The 23,419-nt window shown below is 68.2% G+C and carries 22 protein-coding genes; 11 read left to right on the forward strand and 11 right to left on the reverse strand.

Annotation, left to right across the window (positions count from 1 at the left end; all coding sequences use genetic code 11):
* Nucleotides 1-115: 115 nt before the first annotated feature.
* Nucleotides 116-859: an endonuclease NucS gene (gene nucS / locus ACFVJ5_RS34870; RefSeq protein ID WP_379226874.1), complete on the forward strand. Its 744-nt coding sequence runs from the start codon at nucleotides 116-118 to the stop codon at nucleotides 857-859.
* A gap of 11 nt (nucleotides 860-870) precedes the next feature.
* Entirely contained in the window at nucleotides 871-1,161 is a 291-nt protein-coding gene (locus ACFVJ5_RS34875; RefSeq protein WP_379226876.1) for an ATP/GTP-binding protein, read from the forward strand.
* Between the two features lie 87 nt (nucleotides 1,162-1,248).
* On the opposite strand, the gene ACFVJ5_RS34880 is transcribed toward ACFVJ5_RS34875, so the two are convergent.
* On the reverse strand, nucleotides 1,249-2,244 hold the full coding sequence (locus ACFVJ5_RS34880; protein ID WP_084473310.1) for a hypothetical protein: 996 nt from the start codon (nucleotides 2,242-2,244) through the stop codon (nucleotides 1,249-1,251).
* Nucleotides 2,245-2,330: 86 nt separating this feature from the next.
* A complete protein-coding gene (gene mce, locus ACFVJ5_RS34885) occupies nucleotides 2,331-2,792 on the reverse strand; it encodes a methylmalonyl-CoA epimerase (protein ID WP_378996681.1) in 462 nt (153 codons plus the stop codon).
* A 131-nt stretch (nucleotides 2,793-2,923) separates the two neighbouring features.
* On the opposite strand from mce, the gene ACFVJ5_RS34890 reads away from it, so the two are divergent.
* From ACFVJ5_RS34890 to ACFVJ5_RS34900, 3 genes are all read left to right on the forward strand, one after another.
* Nucleotides 2,924-4,108 (forward strand): acetyl-CoA C-acetyltransferase, encoded by a 1,185-nt coding sequence (locus ACFVJ5_RS34890; RefSeq protein WP_379226879.1) that lies wholly within the window; start codon nucleotides 2,924-2,926, stop codon nucleotides 4,106-4,108.
* Between the two features lie 95 nt (nucleotides 4,109-4,203).
* Nucleotides 4,204-4,581: a DUF3817 domain-containing protein gene (locus tag ACFVJ5_RS34895; protein WP_379226881.1), complete on the forward strand. Its 378-nt coding sequence runs from the start codon at nucleotides 4,204-4,206 to the stop codon at nucleotides 4,579-4,581.
* A 61-nt stretch (nucleotides 4,582-4,642) separates the two neighbouring features.
* Nucleotides 4,643-5,512, forward strand: coding sequence for a tetratricopeptide repeat protein (locus ACFVJ5_RS34900; RefSeq protein WP_379226982.1), 870 nt, complete (start codon nucleotides 4,643-4,645; stop codon nucleotides 5,510-5,512).
* A gap of 78 nt (nucleotides 5,513-5,590) precedes the next feature.
* On the opposite strand, the gene glgB is transcribed toward ACFVJ5_RS34900, so the two are convergent.
* The 4 genes from glgB to ACFVJ5_RS34920 all read right to left on the reverse strand — a co-directional run bounded on the left by glgB (nucleotide 5,591) and on the right by ACFVJ5_RS34920 (nucleotide 11,097).
* Nucleotides 5,591-7,747 (reverse strand): 1,4-alpha-glucan branching protein GlgB, encoded by a 2,157-nt coding sequence (glgB, locus tag ACFVJ5_RS34905; RefSeq protein ID WP_379226883.1) that lies wholly within the window; start codon nucleotides 7,745-7,747, stop codon nucleotides 5,591-5,593.
* Nucleotides 7,747-9,747: a maltotransferase domain-containing protein gene (locus ACFVJ5_RS34910; protein WP_379226885.1), complete on the reverse strand. Its 2,001-nt coding sequence runs from the start codon at nucleotides 9,745-9,747 to the stop codon at nucleotides 7,747-7,749. The genes glgB and ACFVJ5_RS34910 overlap by 1 nt, the downstream gene beginning before the upstream one ends.
* Nucleotides 9,748-9,810: 63 nt before the next feature.
* Nucleotides 9,811-10,455 (reverse strand): LysE family translocator, encoded by a 645-nt coding sequence (locus ACFVJ5_RS34915; protein ID WP_379226887.1) that lies wholly within the window; start codon nucleotides 10,453-10,455, stop codon nucleotides 9,811-9,813.
* Between the two features lie 51 nt (nucleotides 10,456-10,506).
* On the reverse strand, nucleotides 10,507-11,097 hold the full coding sequence (locus tag ACFVJ5_RS34920; RefSeq protein ID WP_379226889.1) for a TetR/AcrR family transcriptional regulator: 591 nt from the start codon (nucleotides 11,095-11,097) through the stop codon (nucleotides 10,507-10,509).
* Between the two features lie 79 nt (nucleotides 11,098-11,176).
* Here ACFVJ5_RS34920 and ACFVJ5_RS34925 point away from each other — a divergent pair, with 79 nt between their 5' ends.
* From ACFVJ5_RS34925 to ACFVJ5_RS34950, 6 genes are all read left to right on the forward strand, one after another.
* Complete coding sequence (locus tag ACFVJ5_RS34925) at nucleotides 11,177-11,596, forward strand: VOC family protein (RefSeq protein ID WP_379226890.1); 420 nt, start codon at nucleotides 11,177-11,179, stop codon at nucleotides 11,594-11,596.
* Between the two features lie 36 nt (nucleotides 11,597-11,632).
* Nucleotides 11,633-14,203 carry an alpha-glucan family phosphorylase gene (glgP, locus tag ACFVJ5_RS34930; protein WP_379226892.1) on the forward strand — a complete coding sequence of 857 codons (2,571 nt, stop codon included), beginning with the start codon at nucleotides 11,633-11,635 and terminating at the stop codon, nucleotides 14,201-14,203.
* 83 nt (nucleotides 14,204-14,286) lie between these two features.
* A complete protein-coding gene (locus ACFVJ5_RS34935; RefSeq protein ID WP_379226894.1) occupies nucleotides 14,287-15,648 on the forward strand; it encodes an NCS2 family permease in 1,362 nt (453 codons plus the stop codon).
* 68 nt (nucleotides 15,649-15,716) lie between these two features.
* Nucleotides 15,717-16,130 carry a hypothetical protein gene (locus tag ACFVJ5_RS34940; RefSeq protein ID WP_378638878.1) on the forward strand — a complete coding sequence of 138 codons (414 nt, stop codon included), beginning with the start codon at nucleotides 15,717-15,719 and terminating at the stop codon, nucleotides 16,128-16,130.
* A gap of 182 nt (nucleotides 16,131-16,312) precedes the next feature.
* Nucleotides 16,313-16,861: a DoxX family protein gene (locus ACFVJ5_RS34945; protein WP_379226896.1), complete on the forward strand. Its 549-nt coding sequence runs from the start codon at nucleotides 16,313-16,315 to the stop codon at nucleotides 16,859-16,861.
* Nucleotides 16,862-17,078: 217 nt separating this feature from the next.
* A complete protein-coding gene (locus ACFVJ5_RS34950) occupies nucleotides 17,079-17,888 on the forward strand; it encodes a hypothetical protein (protein WP_379226897.1) in 810 nt (269 codons plus the stop codon).
* Nucleotide 17,889: 1 nt separating this feature from the next.
* Here ACFVJ5_RS34950 and ACFVJ5_RS34955 read toward each other — a convergent pair whose 3' ends face one another.
* From ACFVJ5_RS34955 to ACFVJ5_RS34975, 5 genes are all read right to left on the reverse strand, one after another.
* Nucleotides 17,890-19,191 carry a glycosyltransferase 87 family protein gene (locus ACFVJ5_RS34955; protein ID WP_379226899.1) on the reverse strand — a complete coding sequence of 434 codons (1,302 nt, stop codon included), beginning with the start codon at nucleotides 19,189-19,191 and terminating at the stop codon, nucleotides 17,890-17,892.
* Nucleotides 19,192-19,403: 212 nt separating this feature from the next.
* Nucleotides 19,404-20,108 (reverse strand): hypothetical protein, encoded by a 705-nt coding sequence (locus tag ACFVJ5_RS34960; protein ID WP_379226901.1) that lies wholly within the window; start codon nucleotides 20,106-20,108, stop codon nucleotides 19,404-19,406.
* Between the two features lie 95 nt (nucleotides 20,109-20,203).
* Nucleotides 20,204-22,249, reverse strand: a complete 2,046-nt coding sequence (locus ACFVJ5_RS34965; RefSeq protein ID WP_379226903.1) for an ATP-dependent DNA helicase — start codon at nucleotides 22,247-22,249, stop codon at nucleotides 20,204-20,206.
* Nucleotides 22,250-22,304: 55 nt separating this feature from the next.
* A complete protein-coding gene (locus ACFVJ5_RS34970) occupies nucleotides 22,305-22,841 on the reverse strand; it encodes a hypothetical protein (protein WP_379226905.1) in 537 nt (178 codons plus the stop codon).
* An 11-nt stretch (nucleotides 22,842-22,852) separates the two neighbouring features.
* Nucleotides 22,853-23,407, reverse strand: a complete 555-nt coding sequence (locus tag ACFVJ5_RS34975; RefSeq protein ID WP_379226907.1) for an isochorismatase family protein — start codon at nucleotides 23,405-23,407, stop codon at nucleotides 22,853-22,855.
* Nucleotides 23,408-23,419 lie beyond the last annotated feature (12 nt).

A 23,419-nucleotide genomic window follows, 5' to 3' on the forward strand; every position in this document is an offset into this window, starting at 1 on the left:
GCACTCGACAGGGTGTGGGAGAGTAGGACACTGCCGGAACATCATTGCGAAAGGCCCTCCAACTTCGGTTGGAGGGCCTTTTTGCGTTCCCAGGACCGTCGCCTACAGTGCTTGGGTGCGCCTCGTCATTGCTCGTTGCCAGGTCGACTATGTCGGTCGACTGACCGCCCACCTTCCGATGGCTCGTCGGCTGTTGCTGATCAAGGCCGACGGGTCGGTGCTCGTGCACTCCGACGGCGGCTCGTACAAGCCGCTGAACTGGATGAGCCCGCCGTGCTGGCTGGTGGAGCAGGAAGTTCCGGACGCGATGCCCGCCGAATTGCCCGACGGCGTACGGCCGTTGCGGGAGGGGCAGACGCCGGAGCCGGTGACGGCGAAGGCGCTGTGGGTGGTGACCAACAAGGCCGGCGAGGAATTGCGGATCACCATCGAGGAGATCGAGCACGATTCCTCGCACGAGCTCGGGGTCGACCCCGGTCTGGTGAAGGACGGCGTCGAAGCGCATCTGCAGGAGCTGCTCGCCGAACACGTGACGAAGCTCGGGGAGGGGTACACCCTGGTGCGGCGCGAGTACATGACCGCGATCGGCCCGGTGGACCTGCTGTGCCGCGATGCCGACGGGGCCACCGTGGCGGTGGAGATCAAGCGGCGCGGTGACATCGACGGTGTCGAGCAGCTCACCCGGTACCTCGAACTGCTCAACCTCGACCCGCTGCTGGCCCCGGTGGCAGGGGTGTTCGCGGCGCAGCAGATCAAGCCGCAGGCGAAGACGCTGGCCGAGTACCGTGGAATCCGGTGCCTCACGCTCGATTACGACGAGCTACGCGGCACGGAGAGCAACGTTTTCCGCCTGTTCTAGGAGAGGGTGTCATGCCGCGACGTAGACCGCGCAGCGGACGTTCTGCGGGGCCTAGGCCGATCGGCGATGTGTACGGCCGCACCGAGGACGGTCCGGGCGACGAAACCTATGTCGTGCGAACGGTTCCCGGCGCCCGTGCGGTGAAGCCCTATCGGTGCCCTGGCTGCGACCACGAGATCGCGGTCGGTGTCGCCCATATCGTGGCCTGGGCCGCCGAGGGCGGCGAAGAGGACCGTAGACACTGGCACCAGGGTTGCTGGAACGGCAGGCGCACCCGCGGCATCACCCGCCGCTGGTCGTGACGTAGGAGACAAAACCGAAGGCCGCCTCGATGATTCGAGGCGGCCTTCGGTTTTCCGGGTAAATGTCGTGACGAGTCCGACAGCTGGTTAGTTGACGTCGGCGCTCTCGCGGTCCTCATCGACGATGTCCTCGTCGGCGACCTCGGGGATGGCCTTGTTCTGACGCGAGCTCGACACCGACTTGTTGCCGTTGTTGCTGATCGACTTGCGCTCAGGCGTGCCGTCGAGCAGTTCGCTCTCGCGGTTGACCGCGGCGAGCATGGCGGGGACGGAATCGAGCTGACCGCGGATACCGAGCAGCTGGGCGAGCACCCGGCCGCGCAGCACGCGCATCTCCTCGGCCAGTTCCTTCGCGTGCGCGATCTTGCGCTCGGAGGTCTGGGTGGCGGAGCTGATCAGGCGGTTCGACTCGTCGGTCGCGTCCTTGATCCGCTGGGCGGCTTCGGCGCGACTGGTGGCCTCGAGCTCCTCCATGGCACGGGTCAGCTTGGTGCGCCGATCGTTCATGGTGGCCTCGAAGTCCTGCTGGGTGGCCTTGCGCTTGGCTTCGGCCTCCTTGCCCAGACGTTCGACATCGGCTTGGGCGGCTTCGATGATCTTGGCCGACTCGGTGCGCGCGTTCGCGAGGGTCTGCTCGAACTCGATCTCGAGCGCCTCGCGCTTCTCCTTGGTCTCCGCGAGCAGCGACTCGTACTTGCCACGCATCTCGGTGGCCTGCTGCTCGGCGATCGACACCATCTCGGCGGCTTCGGCCTGCGCCAGCGCGCGGACCTCGGACGCTTCGTCCGAGGCCAGGCGCAGCATGCGCGAGATACGGTCGGACATGCCTTCGGCGGTGGTCGGCGGCACGGAAAGCCGGTCGACCTCCTTGCGGAGCTCGTCGATCTCGTCACGCGCATCTTCCAGCTGGCTGGCGAGATTGCGGGCCTGCGCTGCGGCAGCGTCCCGGTCGGTGGCGGTGACGCGGAGCTCAGCGTCGAAGCGGTCGAAGTAGTTGCGCACCTCGTCTTGCGCATAACCCTTGCGCACAACGGTGAAGGGCAGTGCAACGAAGCGATTGCGATCGGACTCAGGTGACGACATGGCACACAAAATACAGCCTCGAGCGAGCCTATGGAGACTCGACCGTGATTGTGATCTCGCCGAGATTTACCGACAGTACCGGCGTACTAGTGCGTAACATCCGGGTTCGGCTCCACGAGCTCGACCAGCACACCGCCAGCATCCTTCGGATGGATGAAATTGATGCGGGAATCGGCGGTTCCGTGACGAGGGGCTTCGTACAGCAAACGCACGCCGCGCCCGCGCAGGAAACCCGAAACCGCATCGATATCGGTGACCCGGTAGGCCAGCTGCTGCAGTCCGGGGCCGCTGCGGTCGATGAACTTGGCGATGGTCGACTCCGGGGTGAGCGGGGCCAGCAACTGCAGGGCGGTCGCGCGGTCGGCGGCGGCGGGGCACGACAGCATCGCTTCGACGACGCCCTGGGCCTCGTTCACCTCGCGGTGGGTCTCGACCATGCCGAGATTGTCGGTGTACCAGGCCACCGCGGTGTCCAGGTCGGGCACGGCGATGCCCACGTGGTCGACGGCGATGACGTAGTCGGCGGGGATGAAGTTCTCATTGGTCACCCCACGAAGCTAGCGCGGACCTGCGTGCCGGGCGCGGGCCGATACCGGTTACCGTGGAGTCCAACTCCTGTACGCGCGCGGTGCTGCCGTGTGCGTCCGGCGAGGATCGACTCAATGAATGCGAGGCTTTCGTGACCACTTCTGTCATCGTGTCCGGTGCGCGTACCCCGGTCGGTCGGCTGCTGGGCGGTCTGAAGGGCTTCAAGGCCTCGGATCTGGCCGGTGTCGCGATCAAGGCCGCGCTCGAGAAGGGCGGCGTCGCGCCCGAGCAGGTCGACTACGTGATCCTCGGTCAGGTGCTGCAGGCAGGCGCGGGGCAGCTGCCCGCGCGCCAGGCCGCCATCGCCGCGGGCATCCCGTTGGACGTGCCGTCGATCCTGATCAACAAGGTCTGTCTGTCGGGCATCAACGCGATCGCGCTGGCCGACCAGCTGATCCGCGCGGGTGAGCACGAGATCGTGGTCGCCGGCGGCATGGAGTCGATGAGCCAGACCCCGCACCTGCTGCCCAAGAGCCGTGAGGGCTTCAAGTACGGCGACACCACCCTCGTCGACCACATGGCCTACGACGGCCTGCACGACGTGATCACCGACCAGGCCATGGGCCTGCTCACCGAGGATCGCAACGACCTGGACAAGGTGAGCCGCGAGGAGCAGGACGCGCTGGCCGCGGCCTCGCACCAGCGCGCCGCCGCCGCGTGGAAGAACGGGCTGTTCGAGGACGAGGTCGTGCCGGTCGCCGTGCCGCAGCGCAAGGGTGACCCGGTCTACGTGACCGAGGACGAGGGCATCCGCGCCGACACCACCGTCGAGTCGCTGGGCAAGCTGCGCCCGGCCTTCCGCAAGGACGGCACCGTCACCGCGGGCACCGCCTCGCAGATCTCCGACGGCGCGGCCGCGGTGATCGTGATGAGCAAGACCAAGGCCGAAGAGCTGGGCCTGGAGTGGATCGCCGAGATCGGCGCCGCGGGCCAGGTCGCCGGGCCGGATTCGACCCTGCAGGACCAGCCGGCCAACGCCATCCTCGCCGCGTGCGCGAAGGAGGGCATCACGCCCGCGGATCTGGACCTGATCGAGATCAACGAGGCATTCGCGGCCGTCGGGGTGTCGTCGACCCGCAAGCTGGGCTTCGACCCGGAGAAGGTCAACGTCAACGGTGGCGCCATCGCCATCGGGCACCCGCTCGGCATGTCGGGCGCGCGCATCCTGCTGCACCTGGCGCTGGAGCTGAAGCGTCGCGGTGGCGGCGTCGGTGCCGCCGCGCTGTGTGGCGGTGGCGGTCAGGGCGACGCGCTGATCATTCGCGTACCCGCCTGATCCCTGTTCGGCCGAAAGCCCTGGTATTCCTCGCGAGTACCAGGGCTTTTGCTGTGACCGGTCCAACTACGTGGTGTCGTAGATCATGCGGCACAATGGTGGGCATGGGTTTCTTCGATTTGCGGTCAACGGCCAGCCGGTTCCGGTTCTTCGCGGTGCTCGAGGCGCTGTCCTGGATCGGTCTGCTGACCGGTATGGCGTTCAAGTACCTGCCCGCGGAGGGCAACGAGATCGGCGTGAAGATCTTCGGCCCGGTACACGGCGGCATCTTCGTGCTGTTCGTGATCTCGGCGCTGCTGGCCTCGCGTGAACTGAACTGGAACTGGAAGACCACGGTGCTGGCGCTGGCGTCGAGCATTCCGCCGCTGTTCACCGTGATCTTCGAGGTCTGGGCAGTGCGCACCGGTCAGCTGGGCGAGCTGAGCGCAGACGCGAGCAAGGGCTCCGCGGCTGCCGCCCCGACGGCTTCGTGACAAACTGGAAACCGTGACTCGACCCGCTGCCCGCCGTCCTTCGCCCGCCGCTGCCGCCGCCATGTCCGGCGCGGTGGATCTGTCCGCGCTGAAGCAGCCGCCCGCCGCGCCCGGCGGTGCCGCTGCTGCTCCGGCCTCGGGGAACCACACGGTCACCGAGGCGGATTTCGAAGCCAAGGTGATCCGGCGCTCGACGCAGGTGCCCGTGGTGGTCGCGCTGTTCTCGCAGCGCAGCGCGGGCAGCGTCGAGCTGGTTCGCACGCTCGAACGGTTCAACGCCGAAGACCGCGGCGCCTGGGATCTGGCCGTGATCGAGGCCGAACCCAATATGAACATCGTCCAGGCGCTGCGCGTGCAGGGCATTCCGACGGTGATCGCGGTGGCGGGCGGGCAGCCGCTGGCCGACTTCGAAGGCGCGCAGCCGGACCCGCAGGTACGTCAGTGGCTCGACGCGGTGATGGACGCGACCGCGGGCAAGCTCGAGGGCGACCCCGACGCGGCCCCCGCCGAACCCGAGGTCGAGGATCCGCGCTTCGTCGCCGCCGAGGACAAGCTGTCCGAAGGTGACTTCGCCGGCGCCGAGGCGGCCTACGAGGCGATCATCGCCGAGGAACCCGGCAACGAGGAAGCCAAGGCGGCCCTGCGCCAGCTGCGCTTCCTGACCAGGGCCCAGCAGCTCGACCCGGCCGTGGTGGCCACCGCCGACGCCGACCCGACGAACCTGGACGCCGCGCTCGACGCCGCCGACATCGAAATGTTCGAACAGCGCCCAGAGGCGGCCTTCGAACGCATCATCGCGATCGTCAAGCGCACCGCGGGCGACGACCGCACCACGGCTCGTACTCGCCTGCTCGAACTGTTCGAGCTGTTCGACCCCGCCGAGCCCTTCGTGATCGCGGCCCGCCGCAAGCTCGCCGCCGCCCTGTACTGACCGACACCTACTTCGAGGCCGTCCCGGCTGACCTGCCGGGGCGGCCTCTCCGTATCTCGCCTACCTCGCGCGCGAGGACTAGGCGGGCGAGCTCAGCCAGAGGGCGCTGTTCGGGGCCAGGGTGACAGTTGCCGAGCAGGGCTGACCGTGCCACGGGGTGCCGTCGGCGGTGACGGCGCCGAGGTTGCCGATGCCGGAGCCCGCGTATTCGGCCGCGTCGGTGTTGAGGATCTCGCGCCAGGAACCGGGTTGGGGCAGGCCGATTCGGTAGTTCTCGCGGGTGGCGCCGGAGAAGTTGAAGACGGCGGCGACCGCACTGCCGTCGGAGGCCCAGCGGAGGAAGGCGAAGACGTTGGCGGTGCTGTCGTCGGCCTCGATCCAGGAGTGGCCGCCGGGGGTGGTGTCCTGGGTCCACAGCGCGGGATGGGCGGTGTAGGTGCGATTCAGGTCGGCGACCATCGTCGAAATACCCTGGTGGAGTGGGTTGTCCAGTTCCTGCCAGTCCAGGCCGCGGTCGTTGTCCCATTCGCGGAACTGGCCGAATTCCTGGCCCATGAACAGCAATTGCTTGCCGGGGTGGGCCCACATGTAGGCGAGCAGGGCGCGTACGCCGCTCGCCTTGGCGAAGTCGTCGCCGGGCATGCGAGTCCACAGGGTGCCTTTGCCGTGCACGACCTCGTCGTGGCTGATCGGCAGGACGTAGTTCTCGCTCCACGCGTAGACCAGGGAGAACGTCATCTCGTTGTGGTGCCAGGAGCGGTGGATCGGGTCGCGGCCCAGGTAGCCGAGGGTGTCGTGCATCCAGCCCATGTTCCACTTCATGGTGAAGCCGAGGCCGCCGACGTCGGTGCCGCGGGTGACGCCGGGCCAGGTGGTCGACTCCTCGGCGATGGTGACCACGCCGGGATGGGTGCCGTGCACGGTGTCGTTGAGTTCCTGCAGGAAGTCGACCGCTTCCAGATTCTCCCGGCCGCCATAGATGTTCGGCTCCCAGCCGCCGTCGGGGCGGGAGTAGTCCAGATACAGCATCGAGGCGACGGCATCGACGCGCAGGCCGTCGATGTGGAACTCGGAGATCCAGAAGGCCGCGTTGGCGACCAGGAAGTTGCGGACCTCGTTGCGCCCGAAGTCGAAAACGTAGGTGCCCCAGTCGAGTTGCTCGCCGCGGCGCGGGTCGGGGTGTTCGTAGAGTGGGGTGCCGTCGAAACGGGCGAGTGCCCATTCGTCGCGGGGAAAGTGTGCGGGGACCCAGTCGAGCAGCACGCCGATGCCCGCGTTGTGGAGGTGGTCGACGAAGTAGCGGAAGTCGTCGGGACTGCCGAAACGCGAGGTCGGGGCGTAGTACGAGGTGACCTGGTATCCCCACGAGCCGCCGAAGGGGTGCTCGGCGACCGGCAGCAGTTCCACGTGGGTGAATCCGGTCGCGCGGATGTAATCGGCCAGCTGGTGGGCCAATTCGCGGTAGTCGAGGCCGGGTCGCCAGGAACCGAGGTGGATTTCGTAGGCGCTCATGGGGGAGCGGACCGCGTCGGTTTTCGCGCGGCGGTCCAGCCAGGCGCTGTCGGTCCACACGTGATCGGCGCGGGACACCACCGAGGCGGTCGCGGGCGGTATCTCGGTCGAAAAGGCAAGGGGGTCCGCGTGATCCACGACGCGGCCGTCGGCGCCGTGGATCCGGTACTTGTACCGCGTGCCCGGCCCGACGCCCGGCACGAACACCTCCCACACACCGGAACCGCCCAGCGCGCGCATCGGGGCCGAGGTTCCGCTCCAATGGTCGAAATCGCCGAGGACGGTGACGCCGCGGGCATTCGGGGCCCACACCGCGAAGGAGGTGCCGTCGACTTCGCCGTCGAGGGTGGTGTAGTGGCGCGGGTGGGCGCCCAGAACCTCCCAGAGGCGGGTGTGGCGGCCTTCGCCGATGAGATGCAGGTCGAGTTCGCCGACGGTGGGCAGGAAGCGGTAGCCGTCGGCGGAGATCACGGTCTGGCCGCCGGGGTACTCGGCGCGGATCCGGTAGTCGTCGATCTGCGGATACGGCAGGATCGCGTCGAAAATGCCGTGGCCCAACGACTTCAGTCGATGTTCGGCCTCCCCGACGAGTACCGTCACGGCCTCGGCGTGGGGACGCAGGACACGGATCGCGGTGCCGTCGGCGTTGGCGTGCGCGCCGAGGACGGTGTGCGGGTCGGGGTGGGTGCCCGCGGCCAGCAGCAACAGATCGCGGCGTTTCATCACAGTGTCTCGCGGTAGGCCAGCGGTGCGCGGGCGGCGGCCGGGACCCCGGGCAGCGACAGGATGTGCGCGACCGCGCGCGCGGGGTCAAGGCGCACGAAATTTTGCTGGCCCCAGTGGTATTCCTCGCCGCTCACCTCGTCGAAGACCACCGGGTGGTCGTGCCATTCGCGGCCGATGGCGGGGAGATCGAGTGAAATGTGGCCCTGCTCGGCGGCATAGGGGTTCAGGTTCACGATCACCAGCACCGCGTCGCCGGTGGCCGGGTCGACCTTGGAGTAGGCGATCAGCGCGTCGTTGTCGACGTGATGGAAGTGGATGCAGCGCAACTGCTGCAGCGCGGGGTGATTGCGGCGGATCTCGTTCAGGCGGGTGAGCCACGGTTCCAGCGATTCACCGCGTTCGAGGGCGCCGGCGAAATCGCGGGGACGCAGTTCGTACTTCTCCGAATCGAGGTACTCCTCGCTGCCCTCGCGGACCGCCTCGTGTTCGAACAGCTCGAAACCGGAGTACACGCCCCAGGTGGGAGACAGCGTGGCGGCGAGGGCGGCGCGGATGGCGAACATGCCGGGGCCGCCGTACTGCAGGCTCTCGTGCAGGATGTCGGGGGTGTTCACGAAGAGGTTGGGCCTGGCCTCGTCGGCCTTGGCCGCGATCTCGTAGCCGAACTCGGTGAGTTCCCACTTGTGTACGCGCCAGGTGAAGTACGTGTACGACTGGCTGAAGCCGCGGCGGGCCAGGCCGTAGAGGCGGGCCGGACGGGTGAACGCTTCGGACAGGAAGATCACGTCGGGGTCGGTGCGGCGTAGTTCGGTGATCAGCCATTCCCAGAAATCGGCGGGCTTGGTGTGCGGGTTGTCCACGCGGAAGATGGTGACGCCCAGGGAGATCCAGTGCCGGACCACGCGCAGGATCTCGGCGTAGAGACCGTCGGGGTCGTTGTCGAAGTTGACCGGGTAGATGTCCTGGTACTTCTTCGGTGGGTTCTCGGCATAGGCGATGGTGCCGTCGGGGAGGGTGGTGAACCACTCCGGATGGGCGGCGACCCACGGATGGTCGGGGGCGCATTGCAGGGCCAGGTCGATGGCGACGTCCAGGCCGAGAGCTGTTGCCTCGGAGACGAATTCGGTGAAGTCGCGCTCGGTGCCCAGCAGTGGGTGCACGGCATCGTGTCCGCCGTCCGCCGAGCCGATGGCCCAGGGTGAGCCCACGTCGCCGGGTTCGGTGGTGAGAGTGTTGTTGCGGCCCTTGCGATTCACCTCGCCGACCGGGTGGATCGGGGGGAGGTAGACGACGTCGAAGCCCATGCCCGCGATGCGGGGGAGTTCGCGGGCCGCCGTGGCGAAGGTGCCGTGGATCGGGGTGCCGTCGGCGTCGCGGCCGCCCGTGGAGCGGGGGAAGAACTCGTACCAGGAGCCGACCAGTGCGCGGCGGCGTTCGACCAGAACCGAGAACTGGGTGCCGCGGGTGACCATCTCGCGCAGCGGGGTGGCGCGCAGGATCTCGGCGACCTCCTCGGAGAACGCGGGCGCGACCCTGGCCGGGAGTTGTTCCTCACCGCGCAGCGCGGTGGCGGCGGCGCGCAGGCGTTCGAACTGCTTCTTCGGGACGGCTTGGGCGGCGCGTTCGAAGAGCACGGCGCCGGTCTCGAGGTCGTTGGCGAGGTCGGCGGCGGACTGGCCGACCGACAACTTCGCCTCGACCGCGCTTCGCCAGGTGGCGATGGGGTCGCTCCAGCCTTCGATGCGGTAGGTCCACACGCCGTGAAGGTGCGGGGTGAAGAGGGCGTTGAACACGTCGGGCTGGTAGTCGGGCGTCATCCGGATGCGCGTGATCCGGGAGGAGCCGGGGGCGCGGACCGCCAGGGTGGCGGCTACCGCGTCGTGACCCTCGCGCCAGACGACGGCGCGGACGGGGAACACCTCGCCGACTGCGGCTTTGGCCGGGCGGCCGCCGGGAATGGACGGGGCGATGTCATCGATGGCAATCCGGCCGGTCACTCGGCTAACTTACTGCATTTTCGCTGGGTGGGGAGCGCGGGCGGCCGGGGGTGGACGCGGTGTTCAGCGGGTATCCGCGGCCAAGCCGAGGCCGAGGGCTACCAGGATGGCGGCGAGGGTTCGTTCCAGCCGTTGGCGGATTGTCGCGCGGCGCAGCCAGGCGCCGGCTCGGTCGGCGGCCAGGACCACGCCTACGCACCAGGCGCCGTCGACGACGACCTGGATGATGGCGAGGATGAGCAGGGTGGGGATGACGGGGCCTTCGTCCGGGAGGAACTGGGGCAGGATCGTCATGCCGAAGACGGCGGCCTTCGGGTTGGCGGCGATCGAGATCAGTGAGGCGCGGAAGGCGGCGGCGGGAGTGTTGCCGCCGGGCAGTTTCGCGGTGAGCGCGGCCCCGAACTCGTCGTGGTGGCCGCGGGCGTGGCGCCAGGACTGGACGCCGAGCCAGATCAGCACCGCGGCGCCGACGACGTGCATGGTGGTGTTGAGCCAGCGGTTGGCGGCCAGCAGGATCGACAGCCCGGTGCCGCCCGCGAGCGTCCAGCCGAGGATGCCGATCTCGTTGCCGGCCACCGCGGCCAGCCCGGCGGACCGACCGTCGCGTACCGATCGCTGCAGGAACAGCGCCGTCGCGGGCCCGGGAAGCGCGGCCAAGATGATGGCGGCGACCAGGAATTCGGGCAGGACATCGACCCAGTGCGGCATCGGTGCATGGTGACACGGACCGCCGGGCGATGTCGAACCGATTTCGTGGGGTCAGGTGATACGCAGGCCTGCGAGGAGGCGGTCGAGGGCGGCGATGGTGTCGGTCAGCGCGTCGGGGTCGCTGGTGGTGGCCAGCCACAGCGCGGCTTCGTTCATCGCGCCGGAGAGCAGTTGGGTCAGCGGGGCGATCGGTTGCGGAGGGAGGACACCGGCGCCGACGAGGGTTCGCAGGGCTTCGTCGAGGTGGCGGGCCGAGTTGGCTTCGTCCATGGCCCGCCATTCGTGCCAGCCGAGGACGGCGGGGCCGTCGATCAGCAGGATGCGCTGGACACGGGGGTCGGCGCAGGCTCGCAGGAACGCGGCGCAGCCGGTGGTGAGCTGCGTCCAGGGGTCGGACTCGGCGTCCGCGGCGGCGGCCACCTGCGCGCCCACCTCCTCCTGCACCTGCGTGAGGACCGCGCGGAACAGGTCGGCCTTGCTGTCGAAGTGGTGGTACAGCGCGCCCTTGGTGACCCCGGCGGATGTCACGATCTCCGATAGCCCTACTGCGGCATAGCCTTTCGCGGCGAACAGCGCCCTGGTCTCGTGCAGCAGGATGCGCCGCGTCTGCTCGCGTTGCCGCGTCCGCGCTGTCGATGTCATCGGCCGTCCTCCCATTGACCTACCGCTGGTATGTGAACTACGGTACGACACATACCAACGGTATGTGAAAGGTGACGCCATGAAACTCAGCAGCTACTACCCCGTTCTCGCCACCACCCGGATCGCGGAATCGCGCGACTTCTACACGGCCTGGTTCGGCTTCGAGATCGTCTTCGAGGCGGACTGGTACGTCAGCCTGCGGCGGCCGGGTGCCGACGACGAGCCGACCTACGAACTGGCCCTGCTCGACCCCACCCACCCCACGATCCCGGCAGGCTTCGGAAAACCCGTACAGGGTGTTGTGCTGAACTTCGAGGTCGACGATGTCGACGCCGAGTGGGACCGACTGGTGAAAACCGGCGGCCTGCGCGCCGAACTCGATCTGCGCACCGAAGACTTCGGTCAGCGCCACTTCATCGTCGCCGACCCCGCCGGCGTCCTGATCGACGTGATCACCGAGGTTCCGCCCACCCCCGAGTTCGCTGCCCAGTTCACCTAGATCCCCCATGCGGGCGCCATCGTTTATTCTTCCGGGGTGAAGGCACTTCGTCGGTTCACTGTCCGTGCCCATTTGCCGGAGCGGCTCGCCGCGCTGGGTGAGTTGTCGACGAATCTGCGGTGGTCGTGGCACGGCCCGACGCAGGATCTGTTCGCCGAGCTCGACCCCGAGCTGTGGCGATCCGTCGGCCAGGACCCGGTACGGATGCTGGGTGAGGTGCCCGCCGAGCGGCTCGACGAGCTCGCCGCCGATCCGGCCTACATCGCGCGCGTCGACGCGGCCGCCGCGGGTTTGCAGGACTACCTGACGCGGCCGCGCTGGTTCCAGGAGCAGACCGGCACCGACATCGCGGGGATCGCCTATTTCTCGATGGAGTTCGGTGTCACCGAGGTGCTGCCGAACTACTCCGGCGGCCTCGGCATCCTCGCCGGTGATCATCTCAAGGCCGCCTCGGATCTCGGGCTGCCGCTGATCGGCGTCGGGCTGCTGTACCGCTCGGGGTATTTCCGGCAGTCGCTGTCGGCCGACGGCTGGCAGATGGAGCACTACCCGGCGCTCGATCCACAGGGGCTGCCGCTGCGCCTGCTCACCAGTGACGGTTCACCGGTGCTCATCCACGTCGGCATGTCCGAGGGGCGCGTACTGCGGGCACGGGTGTGGATCGCGCAGGTGGGGCGGATTCCGTTGCTGCTGCTCGATTCCGATATCGCCGAGAACGATCCCGAACTGCGGGCCGTCACCGACCGGCTCTACGGCGGCGACCAGGACCACCGCATCAAGCAGGAGATCCTGGCGGGTATCGGTGGTGTTCGCGCCGTGCGCGCCTACACCCGCGCCAACGGTCTGCCCGATCCCGATGTCTTTCACATGAACGAGGGCCACGCGGGTTTCCTCGGCGTCGAGCGCATACGTGAATTCATCGCGGGCGGACTGGATTTCGAGACCGCACTCGCCGCGGTGCGGGCAGGCACCGTCTTCACCACGCACACCCCGGTGCCCGCGGGCATCGACCGTTTCCCGATGCCGTTGGTGCGCAGGTACTTCGGCGGCTCGCACGGTGAGTCCGAATCCGCGCTGCTGCCAGGGCTTTCCGTCGACCGGATCCTCGCGTTCGGGCGCGAGGGCGACCCTTCGGTGTTCAACATGGCGCACATGGGTCTGCGCATGGCCCAGCGCGCCAACGGAGTATCGAAACTGCACGGCGAGGTCAGCCGGGAGATGTTCGCGGCGCTGTGGCCCGGATTCGACGCGGCCGAGGTGCCGATCGGCTCGGTCACCAACGGCGTGCACGCCCCGACCTGGGCCGCGCGCGAATGGATCGACAAGGCCCGCGAACTCGTCGGGCCCGAACTGGTCGAGGAGGCGCGGGGCTGGGAGAAGCTCAGCGACGTCGACCTCGGTCAGCTGTGGTCGACGCGAAACACGTTGCGCGGCGTCCTGATCGACGAGGTGCGGCGCAGGCTGCGCGATTCCTGGCGACAGCGCGGCGCCGCCGATGCCGAACTCGGCTGGATCGACGACGTCTTCGACCCGAACGTGCTCACCATCGGTTTCGCCCGCCGCGTCCCCACCTACAAGCGGCTCACCCTCATGCTGCGCGACCCCGAACGACTGCGTGCCATGCTGCTCGACCCTGAACGCCCGGTGCAGCTGGTGGTGGCGGGTAAGAGCCACCCCGCCGACGACGGCGGCAAGGCGCTGATCCAGCAGGTCGTGCGGTTCGCCGACGATCCCGAGGTGCGTCATCGCATCGTCTTCCTGCCCGATTACGACATGTCGATGGCCCGCTACCTGTACTGGGGTTGCGATGTGTGGCTGAACAATCCGCTGCGCCCGCTCGAGGCGTGCGGCACCTCGGGGATGAAGTCCGCGCTCAACGGCGGTCTCAACCTGTCCATCCGCGACGGCTGGTGGGACGAGATGTTCGACGGCGAGAACGGCTGGGCCATCCCCACCGCCGACGGCATCCGCGACGAATCCCGCCGCGACGACCTCGAGGCCTCGGCGCTCTACGAACTCGTCGAACGCACTGTGGCGCCGCGCTTCTACGACCGCGACGCGAGCGATGTCCCTGTCCGCTGGACCGAGATGGTGCGCCACACCCTGCAGACCACCAGCCCGAAGGTCCTGGCCTCACGGATGGTGCGCGACTACGCCGAGCAGTACTACGGACCCGCGGCCGCCGCGTTCGGCCGGGCCGCCGCCGACAAATTCGCCGGTGCCGCGGAGGTCGCCGAGTACCGCAGGCGCGTCGACGCCGCGTGGCCGTCGGTGCGGATCGCGCAGGTCGACAGCTCCGGCCTGCCCGACACCCCGGTGATCGGCGCGGAACTGTCACTGCACGCGCGCATCGACCTCGGTGGGCTCGCGCCGTCGGATGTGGTGGTGCAGGCGATACTCGGCCGGGTCTCGCCGACCGACGACCTCTCCGACACGACCACGATCGAGATGGGCCACACCGGCACCGACGACGGCAGCGAGCTGTATTCGATCCAGGCTCCGGTTCCGCTGTCGGGTGCTGTCGGGTACACGGTCCGTGTGCTTCCCCACAACGCGCTGCTCGCGTCCGACGCCGAACTGGGCTTGGTGGCCGTCGCGGGCGCGTAACCGTACCCGGTGACACGGGCGCCGGGTTATTCGATTCAGTGAACTTTCCGCTACCGTTCCTGGGTCGATCATTGAGGAGAGTCATGGCCAGCGACGTCCTAACCCGTGCCCGAGGGCGCATCGACGGATACTTCGGTATCTCGTCGAGTGGGTCCACCTTCAAGCGCGAGGCGATGGCGGGCACGGTCACGTTCCTGGCGATGTCGTATGTGCTGGCGGTGAACCCGTCGATCCTCGGTGACGAAGGCGCCCTCGGCGACAAGGGCATTCCGATGCAGGCGGTCTTCACGGCCACCGCCGTCGCCGCGGTCTTCGGCACGCTGGTCATGGGCATCTGGGCGAAGTACCCGATCGCGCTCGCGCCGGGCATGGGTCTCAACGCGTTCTTCGCCTACACCGTGGTGCTCAGCATGGGTATCCCGTGGCAGGTGGCGCTGTCGGGCACCTTGCTCTCGGGCATCATCTTCTTCGTCCTGGCGATCACCAAGGTCCGGGAACGGATTCTCAACGCGATCCCGCTGCAGATGAAGTTCGCGGTCGGTGCGGGTATCGGTTTGTTCGTGGCGTTCCTCGGTTTGAAGAACGCGGGCATCGTCGTCAACAGTGACGCGACGCTGGTGACTCTCGGCGATTTCACCAAGGGCACCACCCTGCTTGCCCTGTTCGGCCTGATCGTGACCGTGGTCTTCCTGGTGATCGGCTGGCACGGCGCGGTGCTCTACGGCATCGTCGCGACCACGGTCCTCGGCATGGTGACCGGTCTGGTCGGCGTGCCGGACGGTATCGCCGAGATGCCGAAGGGCCTGGATCAGACCTTCGGTCAGGCGATCATCCATCTGCCCGACGCGTTCACCGGCCAGATGATCGTGGTCGTGCTCACCATGCTGTTCGTCGATTTCTTCGATGCCTCGGGCACCCTGATCGGCGTCGCCAACCAGGCCGGTCTGCTGAACAAGGACGGCACGCTGCCGCGCGCGGCGAGTGCGATGGCCGCCGACTCGGTCGGTACCACCGCGGGCGCGATCATCGGTACTTCCACCACCACCGCGTATGTCGAATCGACGGCGGGTGTGTCGGCGGGTGGCCGCACGGGTCTCACGGCGGTGACCACCGCGGGCTGGTTCCTGATCGCGATGTTCTGCTATCCGGTCTTCTCGGTGGTCGCCGGATCTGCCGAGATCACCTCGGCCGCGCTGATCGTGGTCGGCATCCTGATGGCGCGTTCGCTCGGTGACATCGACTGGCAGAACCTCGAGTACTCGGTGCCCGCGTTCATCACCGTCATCATGATGCCGCTGACGTACTCGATCGCGAACGGTCTGGCGATGGGCATGATCTTCTACCCGATCGTGATGGTCGCCAAGGGCCGCATCAAGGACGTGCACCCGGCCATGTGGGCGCTGATGGTGCTGTTCCTCGCGTACTTCTTCTTCCTGGTCGAGTAGGTGTTCCGGCCGTAGGTGTGTCTATACTCAGGCTAGCCTAGGCTTGCCTAACTAGAGGAGATCCACCCATGAAGCGTTCGCTCGTTGCCGCGTCGATGGCGTTTGCCACCATCTTCGCGCCGGTTACCGCCGCTGTTGTCGCCACCGCCCCCGCCGCGATCGCCGCTCCGGCCACGCCCTCGGTCGGCGAGCTGTACGGCAAGCTGCAGGCGGCCATGAACGGTTCGTCGGCCGAGCTCGAGTCGGGCAACGGCGGCAGCCTCGCGGTCGTGCGCGACACCGTGAACCGGATCCCCGGTTACAGCTGGGACGTCTCCGGCCCGGTCACCGTGGACGGCGACACCCTGTCGGCCACTCTGAACAGCCGCCTCGGCGACTACGCCTTCCCGATCCCGGTGACCTGGAAGAACATCGGCGGCATGTGGAAGCTGTCGCAGGAGTCCGAGGAGACGCTGGTCGGCTACGCCACCATGGCGTGGTGATCTGAGGAATTCCGATCAGGGCCGTCCCGGTGGGGCGGCCCTTTTCGATCGATTGTGACCGGCATCACAGAATTGCCCGGAACGGCGTGAAATAGTGGCATCGGACCCAGGGTTGTGATCGAGGAAGGCAATCGGACCGTGGTCCGGTTGCGGGGATGTTTCGAATCGCAGATGAGGACACGATGACCGACACCGCTACCCGCCTCACTCCTACCACCACCACCGACGAAACCAACGCCGCGGGCATCGGCCTGCTGGTGCTGCGTGTCGGCTTCGGTGGACTGATGGCCGCCTACGGAAGCCAGAAGCTGTTCGGCTGGTTCAACGGACCCGGCTGGCGTGCCAATGCCGACAGCTTCACCGCCATGGGCTACAACCCCGGCGAACTCTTCGGCACCCTGGCCGGGCTCGCCGAACTGGTCGGTGGGCTGCTGCTGGTGCTCGGACTGTTCACTCCGCTGGCCGCCGCCATCGTGCTCGGAACGATGATCAACGCCATCAACGTGCTGTGGAGTGGTGGGCTGTTCCCGGCGGATCCGTCGGTGCCGGGATTCACGACGCCGTTGCTGTTCGCGCTGGTCGCCGCGGCGCTGGCGTTCACCGGGCCGGGGCGCTTCTCGCTCGATGCCGGGCGGCCGTGGCAGCGCCAGGGTGTGGTGTGGGGCGGTGGGGCCGTGGCGCTCGCCGTCGTGGCCGCGGTGGTGACGTTGATCTTCAAGGCTGTGCTCTGATCCGACGCAGCACGCTGATCGTCCGGAGGCGGCGCGGTGACCGGGGTTCGGTTGCCGCGCCGCCTCTTTCGTGCGGTTGCGAGCTGATTCGTCATCGCCCGTACGTCCGTGGTTCCACCGAGCACGCGCGGGGAGTCGGTGGCAGCGATTAACCTCGTGGCGGCGCCTGTGTCCAGCGGCGCCACGCATTGTCCGCGGATGGAAGAGGAGAGCTGCGATGAAGGCTTACGACCTGGGTTTCGGAGACTCGGCGGACAAACTGGCCGAGACGCCCGAGGGTGATCCGCTGGTGCTCGACGCGCCGGTACGCTCCGGCTGGATCGGCAGTGAGGGACCGGCCATCGATCCGGCGACGTGGCCGCGCGGACCTGTCACCGGCCTGCCGATGATGCACGCGCTCACCCTGCGCCTGCCCACCGATTTTCAGCGTCGCGGACCCGGGTTCCCCGCCATCGCGCTCTTCCAGGGCGAGGGGCAGTTCGCCGGAACCGACGCGGTCGAGGCCGACGCCTCGTCGGACGATCCCCTTGCCCGCGATCTCGTCGCCACCCGCCTGCACCCGAAATTGCAGATCATGCATGACGAGATCGGTGGCGCCTTCGCGCTGATCTGGCTCACCGACAAGGAATTCGCCGGCGGTCCCGTCGCCCCGCCCGCCGATGTTCGCAAGCCGGGTTCCCCGGTCGCGAGCGATGAGGGCTGTAATGCCTGGGACGACGTGCACCCCACTGTCGGCGTCTGGCTCGCCGAGCGCACCGCCGACCCGAACGTGGGCATTCCCCCGGTCGAATACGAGCCGAACACCAAGTATCAGGACCCGCTCACCGAGGATTCCGGCTGGACCACGTGGGCCGAGCCGCTCTTCGGCCGCTCCCACCTCGGCGGCACCGCCTTCCCCGTCCAGGCGCTGCCCGAGGGGTTGACCCCGTACTACCTGGAGATCGAAGAGATCTCCGGCATGAACTTCGGCGGCGGCAACGCCCAGCTCGACCTGGAGTCGGGCGTTTTCGATTGGTCCTGCGGGTAGTTCAGTTCATCATCGCCGGGCGGTCGTCGTCGGGGTGTGGGGCGGCGGCGGTCCCGGTTTTCGGTGAAAGCTGTTCGGGGACAGGGAGTTCGATAACCGGCTCGATGGGGGCCGGCGGGAGTTTGCGGGTGCGGATGTGCAGGGCGATGCCCGCGAGGGTGATCAGATAGATGATCACGTAGATGTTCATCAGGACCTGCGGCAGCGGCCACCACGGGGGGAGCAGGAAGGTGCCGACGCTCACCCAGGTGGGGGTGTAGGTGTAGGTCCAGGCGGCGATGGACAGGTAGAGCGCGGCTGCGGCGAGCCACCAGGGCGCGCGGGTCTGGGCGCGGTGGATCAGGTAGACCATCAGCGGAACGAACCACACCCAGTGGTGGCCCCACGAATACGGGGAGACGGCGCAGGCGGTGAGGCCGCCGAGGGTGACCGAGAGCAGGGGCTCGCCGCGGCGGACCAGGACAGCGGCCAGCCACAGCGCGACCAGCGCGATCGGCACGGCGATCAACAGCCACAACCACACCGGCGCGGGGCCGTGGGTGAGGTGGGCGATGGCGCCGCGCAGGGACTGGTTGGCGGGGTGGACATCCGGGGCGATGCGACCGGAATGGAAGAACGTCGACGTCCAGTATTGATACGAGTCGCTCGGCAGGATCAGCGCGGTCAGACCGATCGACGCGAGGAAGGTGAGAGCGCCGGTCGCGGCCGCGCGCCACTGCCGTTGCGCCAGATACTGGGCGATGAAATACAGCGGAGTCAGCTTGATACCCGCGGCGATACCGACGCCGATGCCGCGCAACCTGCTGTTCTCGGCGCGGGAGAAGTCCCACAGCACCACCAGCATCAGCACCAGATTGATCTGCCCGTAGTAGAGCGTGGTGCGCACCGGTTCGGCGAAGGTGCAGGCCAGGGTGAGCAGTGCGCTGACGGCGGCCAGCCCGGGGGTGGCGCGGTAGCCGAGCATCCGGAAGCTCTGCAGCACAACCCCGAACAGCACCAGCAGGTTGAGCACCAACCAGGTCGTGGTGACGTGCGCCCACGGCACCAGTAGCAGCGGTAGGAAGACCACGGCCGAGAACGGTGTGTAGGTGTAGAGCAGGCCATAGTGCGTCGGCTCGATGTAGAGCGCCCGTTCGTGCACGACCCGCCAGCCGCCGTCGCGGTAGATGTGCACGTCGAGACCGCCGACGAGAATTCCGCCGCTGTCCATCCACGGGTCCATGGTGGTGAACAGCAGTGTCACGCCCAGGACGGCGGTACCGAGTAGTAGAAGCAGCGTCAGGGTCGTGCGCGGGAGTGCCACGCCTCGAGATCTCTCCGCCACGGCCGTACTACCGTCCGGCCCACATCGTATGCACGACTAAGAACCTACCGCGCCGGGTCGACGGCGTTCGGCGGCGGACCGACTTCGGTAGGAAAACGACATGAAAGCGGGTACGGCTGGCGGCGAACCGTTCTCGGCGTGCACGTTCAGGCCCGCCCGGGCTGCCGCGCAGGCCCCGCACTCGCGCCCCATCAGGCCGCCGGACGCAACGTCAGCATGGTGTCGGCGCCGTGGTGGAACTCATAACCGGTCTTTTGCAGGGAGGTGGCGATGCCCTTGTCGTGCAGTTCGGTACGCAGGTGGTCGATGAGGTCGTCGAGTGGGGCGCCGGTGTAGTCGAGCAGCGGGTAGACGCGGGTTTCGACGGTGGCGACGCGCGCCAATTCGAGCAGGGCGGCCAGGTGGAAGTCGGCGTCGAGCCGGTCGGCGTAGCTGAACAGCAGGTGCGAGCTCAGGGCCAGGTCGAACGCGTCGTCGGGGCAGGGGAGTGAGGGCAGCGAGCCGGCCAGATACCGGTGGGGCGCGGCGCGCACGTCGTCGGCGAAGCGGGCGGCGGCGCCGCGGCGGATCGCGGCGTGTTCTGTCGTGGAGCCGTACCAGTCCCAGCGGTAGCGGTCGGCGTGGGAGTGTGCCCAGGCCACGGCGCGTTCGGTTTCGGGGGTCGCGCGGGCGGCCAGTTCGGTCGGTGGGGTGGCGTAGATGGGATCGATCGCGGTGACTTCGGCACCGATCGCGCTTGCCTCGGCCGCGAAACTCGCTGCGCCACCGGGGCAATCGAGGACACGGCGCCCGGCCAGATCATCGTCGGAGAGATGGAACATCGCGCGGTACTCGGCCAAAGATCTTGCGCTGACCAGAAATTCGCCGAGTACCTCGCCATCGGCGTGGTGCATCATCACCACACGTTCTCACGACTTGCGTTCGCACGCTCGCTGATTCACGAGTGTGGTCACCTCGATTGCAAGACTCGACTTGCAGGTGTCGGCTTCGCTCAGGCGGAGTCGGTGAGCCGGCGCAGTGCCTTGGCGACCACCTCGGGATCACTGGTCTCCCAGTACGGCGGCAGCGAAGCGCGCAGGTAGCTGCCGTAGCGGGCGGTGGCAAGGCGGGAGTCGAGGATCGCGACCACGCCGCGGTCGTCGACGCTGCGCAGCAACCTGCCGGTGCCCTGAGCCAGCAGCAGCGCGGCGTGATTGGCGGCCACGGTCATGAAACCGTTGCCGCCGCGCGACTCCACCGCTCGCTGGCGCGCGGTGAGCAGCGGATCGTCGGGCCGGGGGAACGGAATGCGGTCCAGGATAACGAGACTCAGCGACGGGCCGGGTACGTCGACACCCTGCCAGAGGGTGAGGGTGCCGAACAGTGAGGTGGCCGGGTCGTCGGCGAACTTGCGCACCAGCGCGCCCATCGAATCGTCACCCTGGCACAGCACCGGGGTGTCGAGCCGCTCGCGCAGCGCCTCGGTGGCGGCCTTGGCGGCGCGCATCGAGGAGAACAGGCCGAGCGTGCGGCCACCGGCGGCGGTGATGAGCTGTTCGATCTCGTCGAGATAGGCGGGTGAGAGGCCGTCGCGGCCCGGGGCGGGCAGGTGTTTGGCCACGTAGAGGATGCCGGACTTGGCGTGGTCGAACGGTGACCCCACGTCGAGGGCGTTCCAGCGCACCGATTCCAGGTCGGCGGGTGCGGTGGCGCCGTTGGCCATGGTCGGATCGACCTTGCCGCCCGACTGCGACGGCAGGCCCCAGGTGATCGCGAGCCCGTCGAACGAGCCGCCGATCTGCAGGGTGGCCGAGGTGAGCACGACCGTCGCGGTGCCGAACAATCTGCTGCGCAGCAGGCCGCCGACCGAGAGCGGCGCCATCCGCAGGGTGCGGCGGGCGACGCCACGCATCTCGTCGGCCGACAACCAGATGACATCGCGACGGGCGGCCGGGTCGGCCTCCTCGAACGCGGTGAGCGCGCGGACCGCGGCGTCGTGCACATCGTCGATGGCGGCCACGGCCATGGTGCGGGCGGCGGCGTTGTCGGGGTCGTCCTGGGTTTTGACGGTGCCCTGCGGTGCGATGGCGGTACGCGCGTTCCAGGCGGAGTCGCGAACCAGGGCGAGCACCGGGGCGATGCCGTCGGGCATCTGGTCCCAGCGGCCGGGCGGCAGATCCTCCAGTGCCTGATGGAAGGCCTCCGCGGCGCCCTCCAGGCGGTCGACCTCGCGTTCGTCGATCAGCTTGGTGCAGCGGCGGGCGGCCGCGCTGATCGCGGTCGCGGCCAGTTCGGCGGTGGCGACGCCGGTGACGCGGTCGACCAGTTCGTGCGCCTCGTCGATCACCACCACATCGTGTTCGGGCAGGATCTGGATGCCGCTGATGGCGTCGATGGCCAGGAGCGCGTGGTTGGTCACCACCACGTCGGCCTGGGCCGATTCCGCGCGGGCCTTCTCGGCGAAACAGTCCTGGCCGAACTGGCAGCGGGACTTGCCGAGGCATTCGCGCGAGCCCACGCTCACCTGGCGCCACGCGCGGTCGGTGACGCCGGGGGCGAGTTCGTCACGGTCGCCGGTCTCGGTGTCGGAGGCCCATTCGTTGAGGCGCTGGACTTCGCGGCCGAGACGGGAGATGGCGAAGGCGTCGAACAGCTCGGCCTCGCCGCCGGTGTCTTCCGGGATGACGCTGTTGATCTTGTTCAGGCAGAGATAGTTGTTGCGGCCCTTGAGGATCGCGAACTTGGGTGCGCGGCCGAGCGGCTTGGTGAGTGCCTCGGCCAGGCGCGGCAGATCGCGGTCGACGAGCTGGCGTTGCAGCGCGATCGTCGCGGTGGAGACCACCACCGTGCGACCGGTACGGACCGCGTGCCGCAGGCTCGGGATGAGATAGGCCAGCGACTTGCCGGTGCCGGTGCCCGCCTGGACGGCCAGGTGCTCCTTGGTGTCGATCGCGTGGTCGACGGCGGTGGCCATGGTGGTCTGCCCGGTGCGTTCCTTGCCACCGAGGGCATGCACGGCGGTGACGAGCAGGTCGGCGACGGGAGGAAGTTCGGGCACGCTGGCAGCTTATCCGCACCCTCGGACAGGTTTGCCCGAGCGACGGCGAGCCCGGTCAGGACTCGCGGACGAAGTCGTCGATGTGATCGCGGACGTAGTCGAGGACTCGCTGTTCGAAGTCTTCGGGTTCGTTGATGTCGTAGATCTCATCGGGGTCTTCGGCGCGGTCGCCGGTGGGGCGGCGGATCTGGTCGGGACTCGCGAGGGTTCGGTGTTCGTCTTCCCAGAAGCGGTCGAGGTCGTCGTTCGGGGAGCTGAGGGAGGCGTCGCGGGCGGCGATGATGGCCGCGGCGGCCAGTTGCGGCATGCCTGCCGCGCGTAGACCTCTTGTGGCCCAAGGGAGTTCGCTGCGGCGGGTTTTGAGGTAGCTCGAGAAGCCCGCGTCGAGAACGCTCGTGTGCAGGCTCGACAGGGCCAGCAGGTGGGAGAAGGCCGGGGGGAGTTTGCCGAACGCGCCGATGCCGAGGCGCTGGAGGTCGTCGGTGGCCGGATTCGACCAGAAGACGGTGTCGGCGGCGTCGTGGATGCTGTCGGTCTCGGCGAGTGCCTTCGTCAGGGCGGATCGGGTGTGCGCCGGGAATCGATAGTCCATGGGGGAAGTATTCAGGGACGCAGCCCGACGCCCGCATCGCGGAGGGTGGTCAGGGCGGTCTCGGTGGTTTCCGGGGCGACGCCCGCGGTGAGGTCGAGCAGGACGGTGGTGTCGAATCCGGCCTCGGCGGCGTCCAGCGCGGTGGCCCGAACACAGTGGTCGGTGGCGATGCCGACCACGTCCACGGCGTCGATGTCGCGGGCCCGGAGCCAATCCGTGAGGGAGGTGCCGTCGGCCGCCGCGCCTTCGAATCCGGAGTAGGCGGCGGTGTATTCGCCCTTGGAGAAGGTTTCCTGGATGGGCGAGACGTCGAGTGCGGGGTGGAAATCGGCGCCGGGGGTGCCCACTCGGCAGTGGGGCGGCCACGAGTCGACGTAGTCGGGTTCGGTGGAGAAGTGGGGACCGGGGTCGATATGCCAGTCCCGGGTGGCCACCACCGCGTCGTAGTGCTCGGTGGCGAGGAAATCGGTGATCGCCGCCGCTACCGCCGCGCCACCCGCTACCGCGAGGGAGCCACCCTCGCAGAAGTCGTTCTGTACATCCACGATTATCAGGCCGCGTGCCATGTCATCCTCCGC

The sequence above is a fragment of the Nocardia sp. NPDC127606 genome, assembly GCF_042671725.1.
Classification (GTDB): Bacteria; Actinomycetota; Actinomycetes; order Mycobacteriales; family Mycobacteriaceae; genus Nocardia.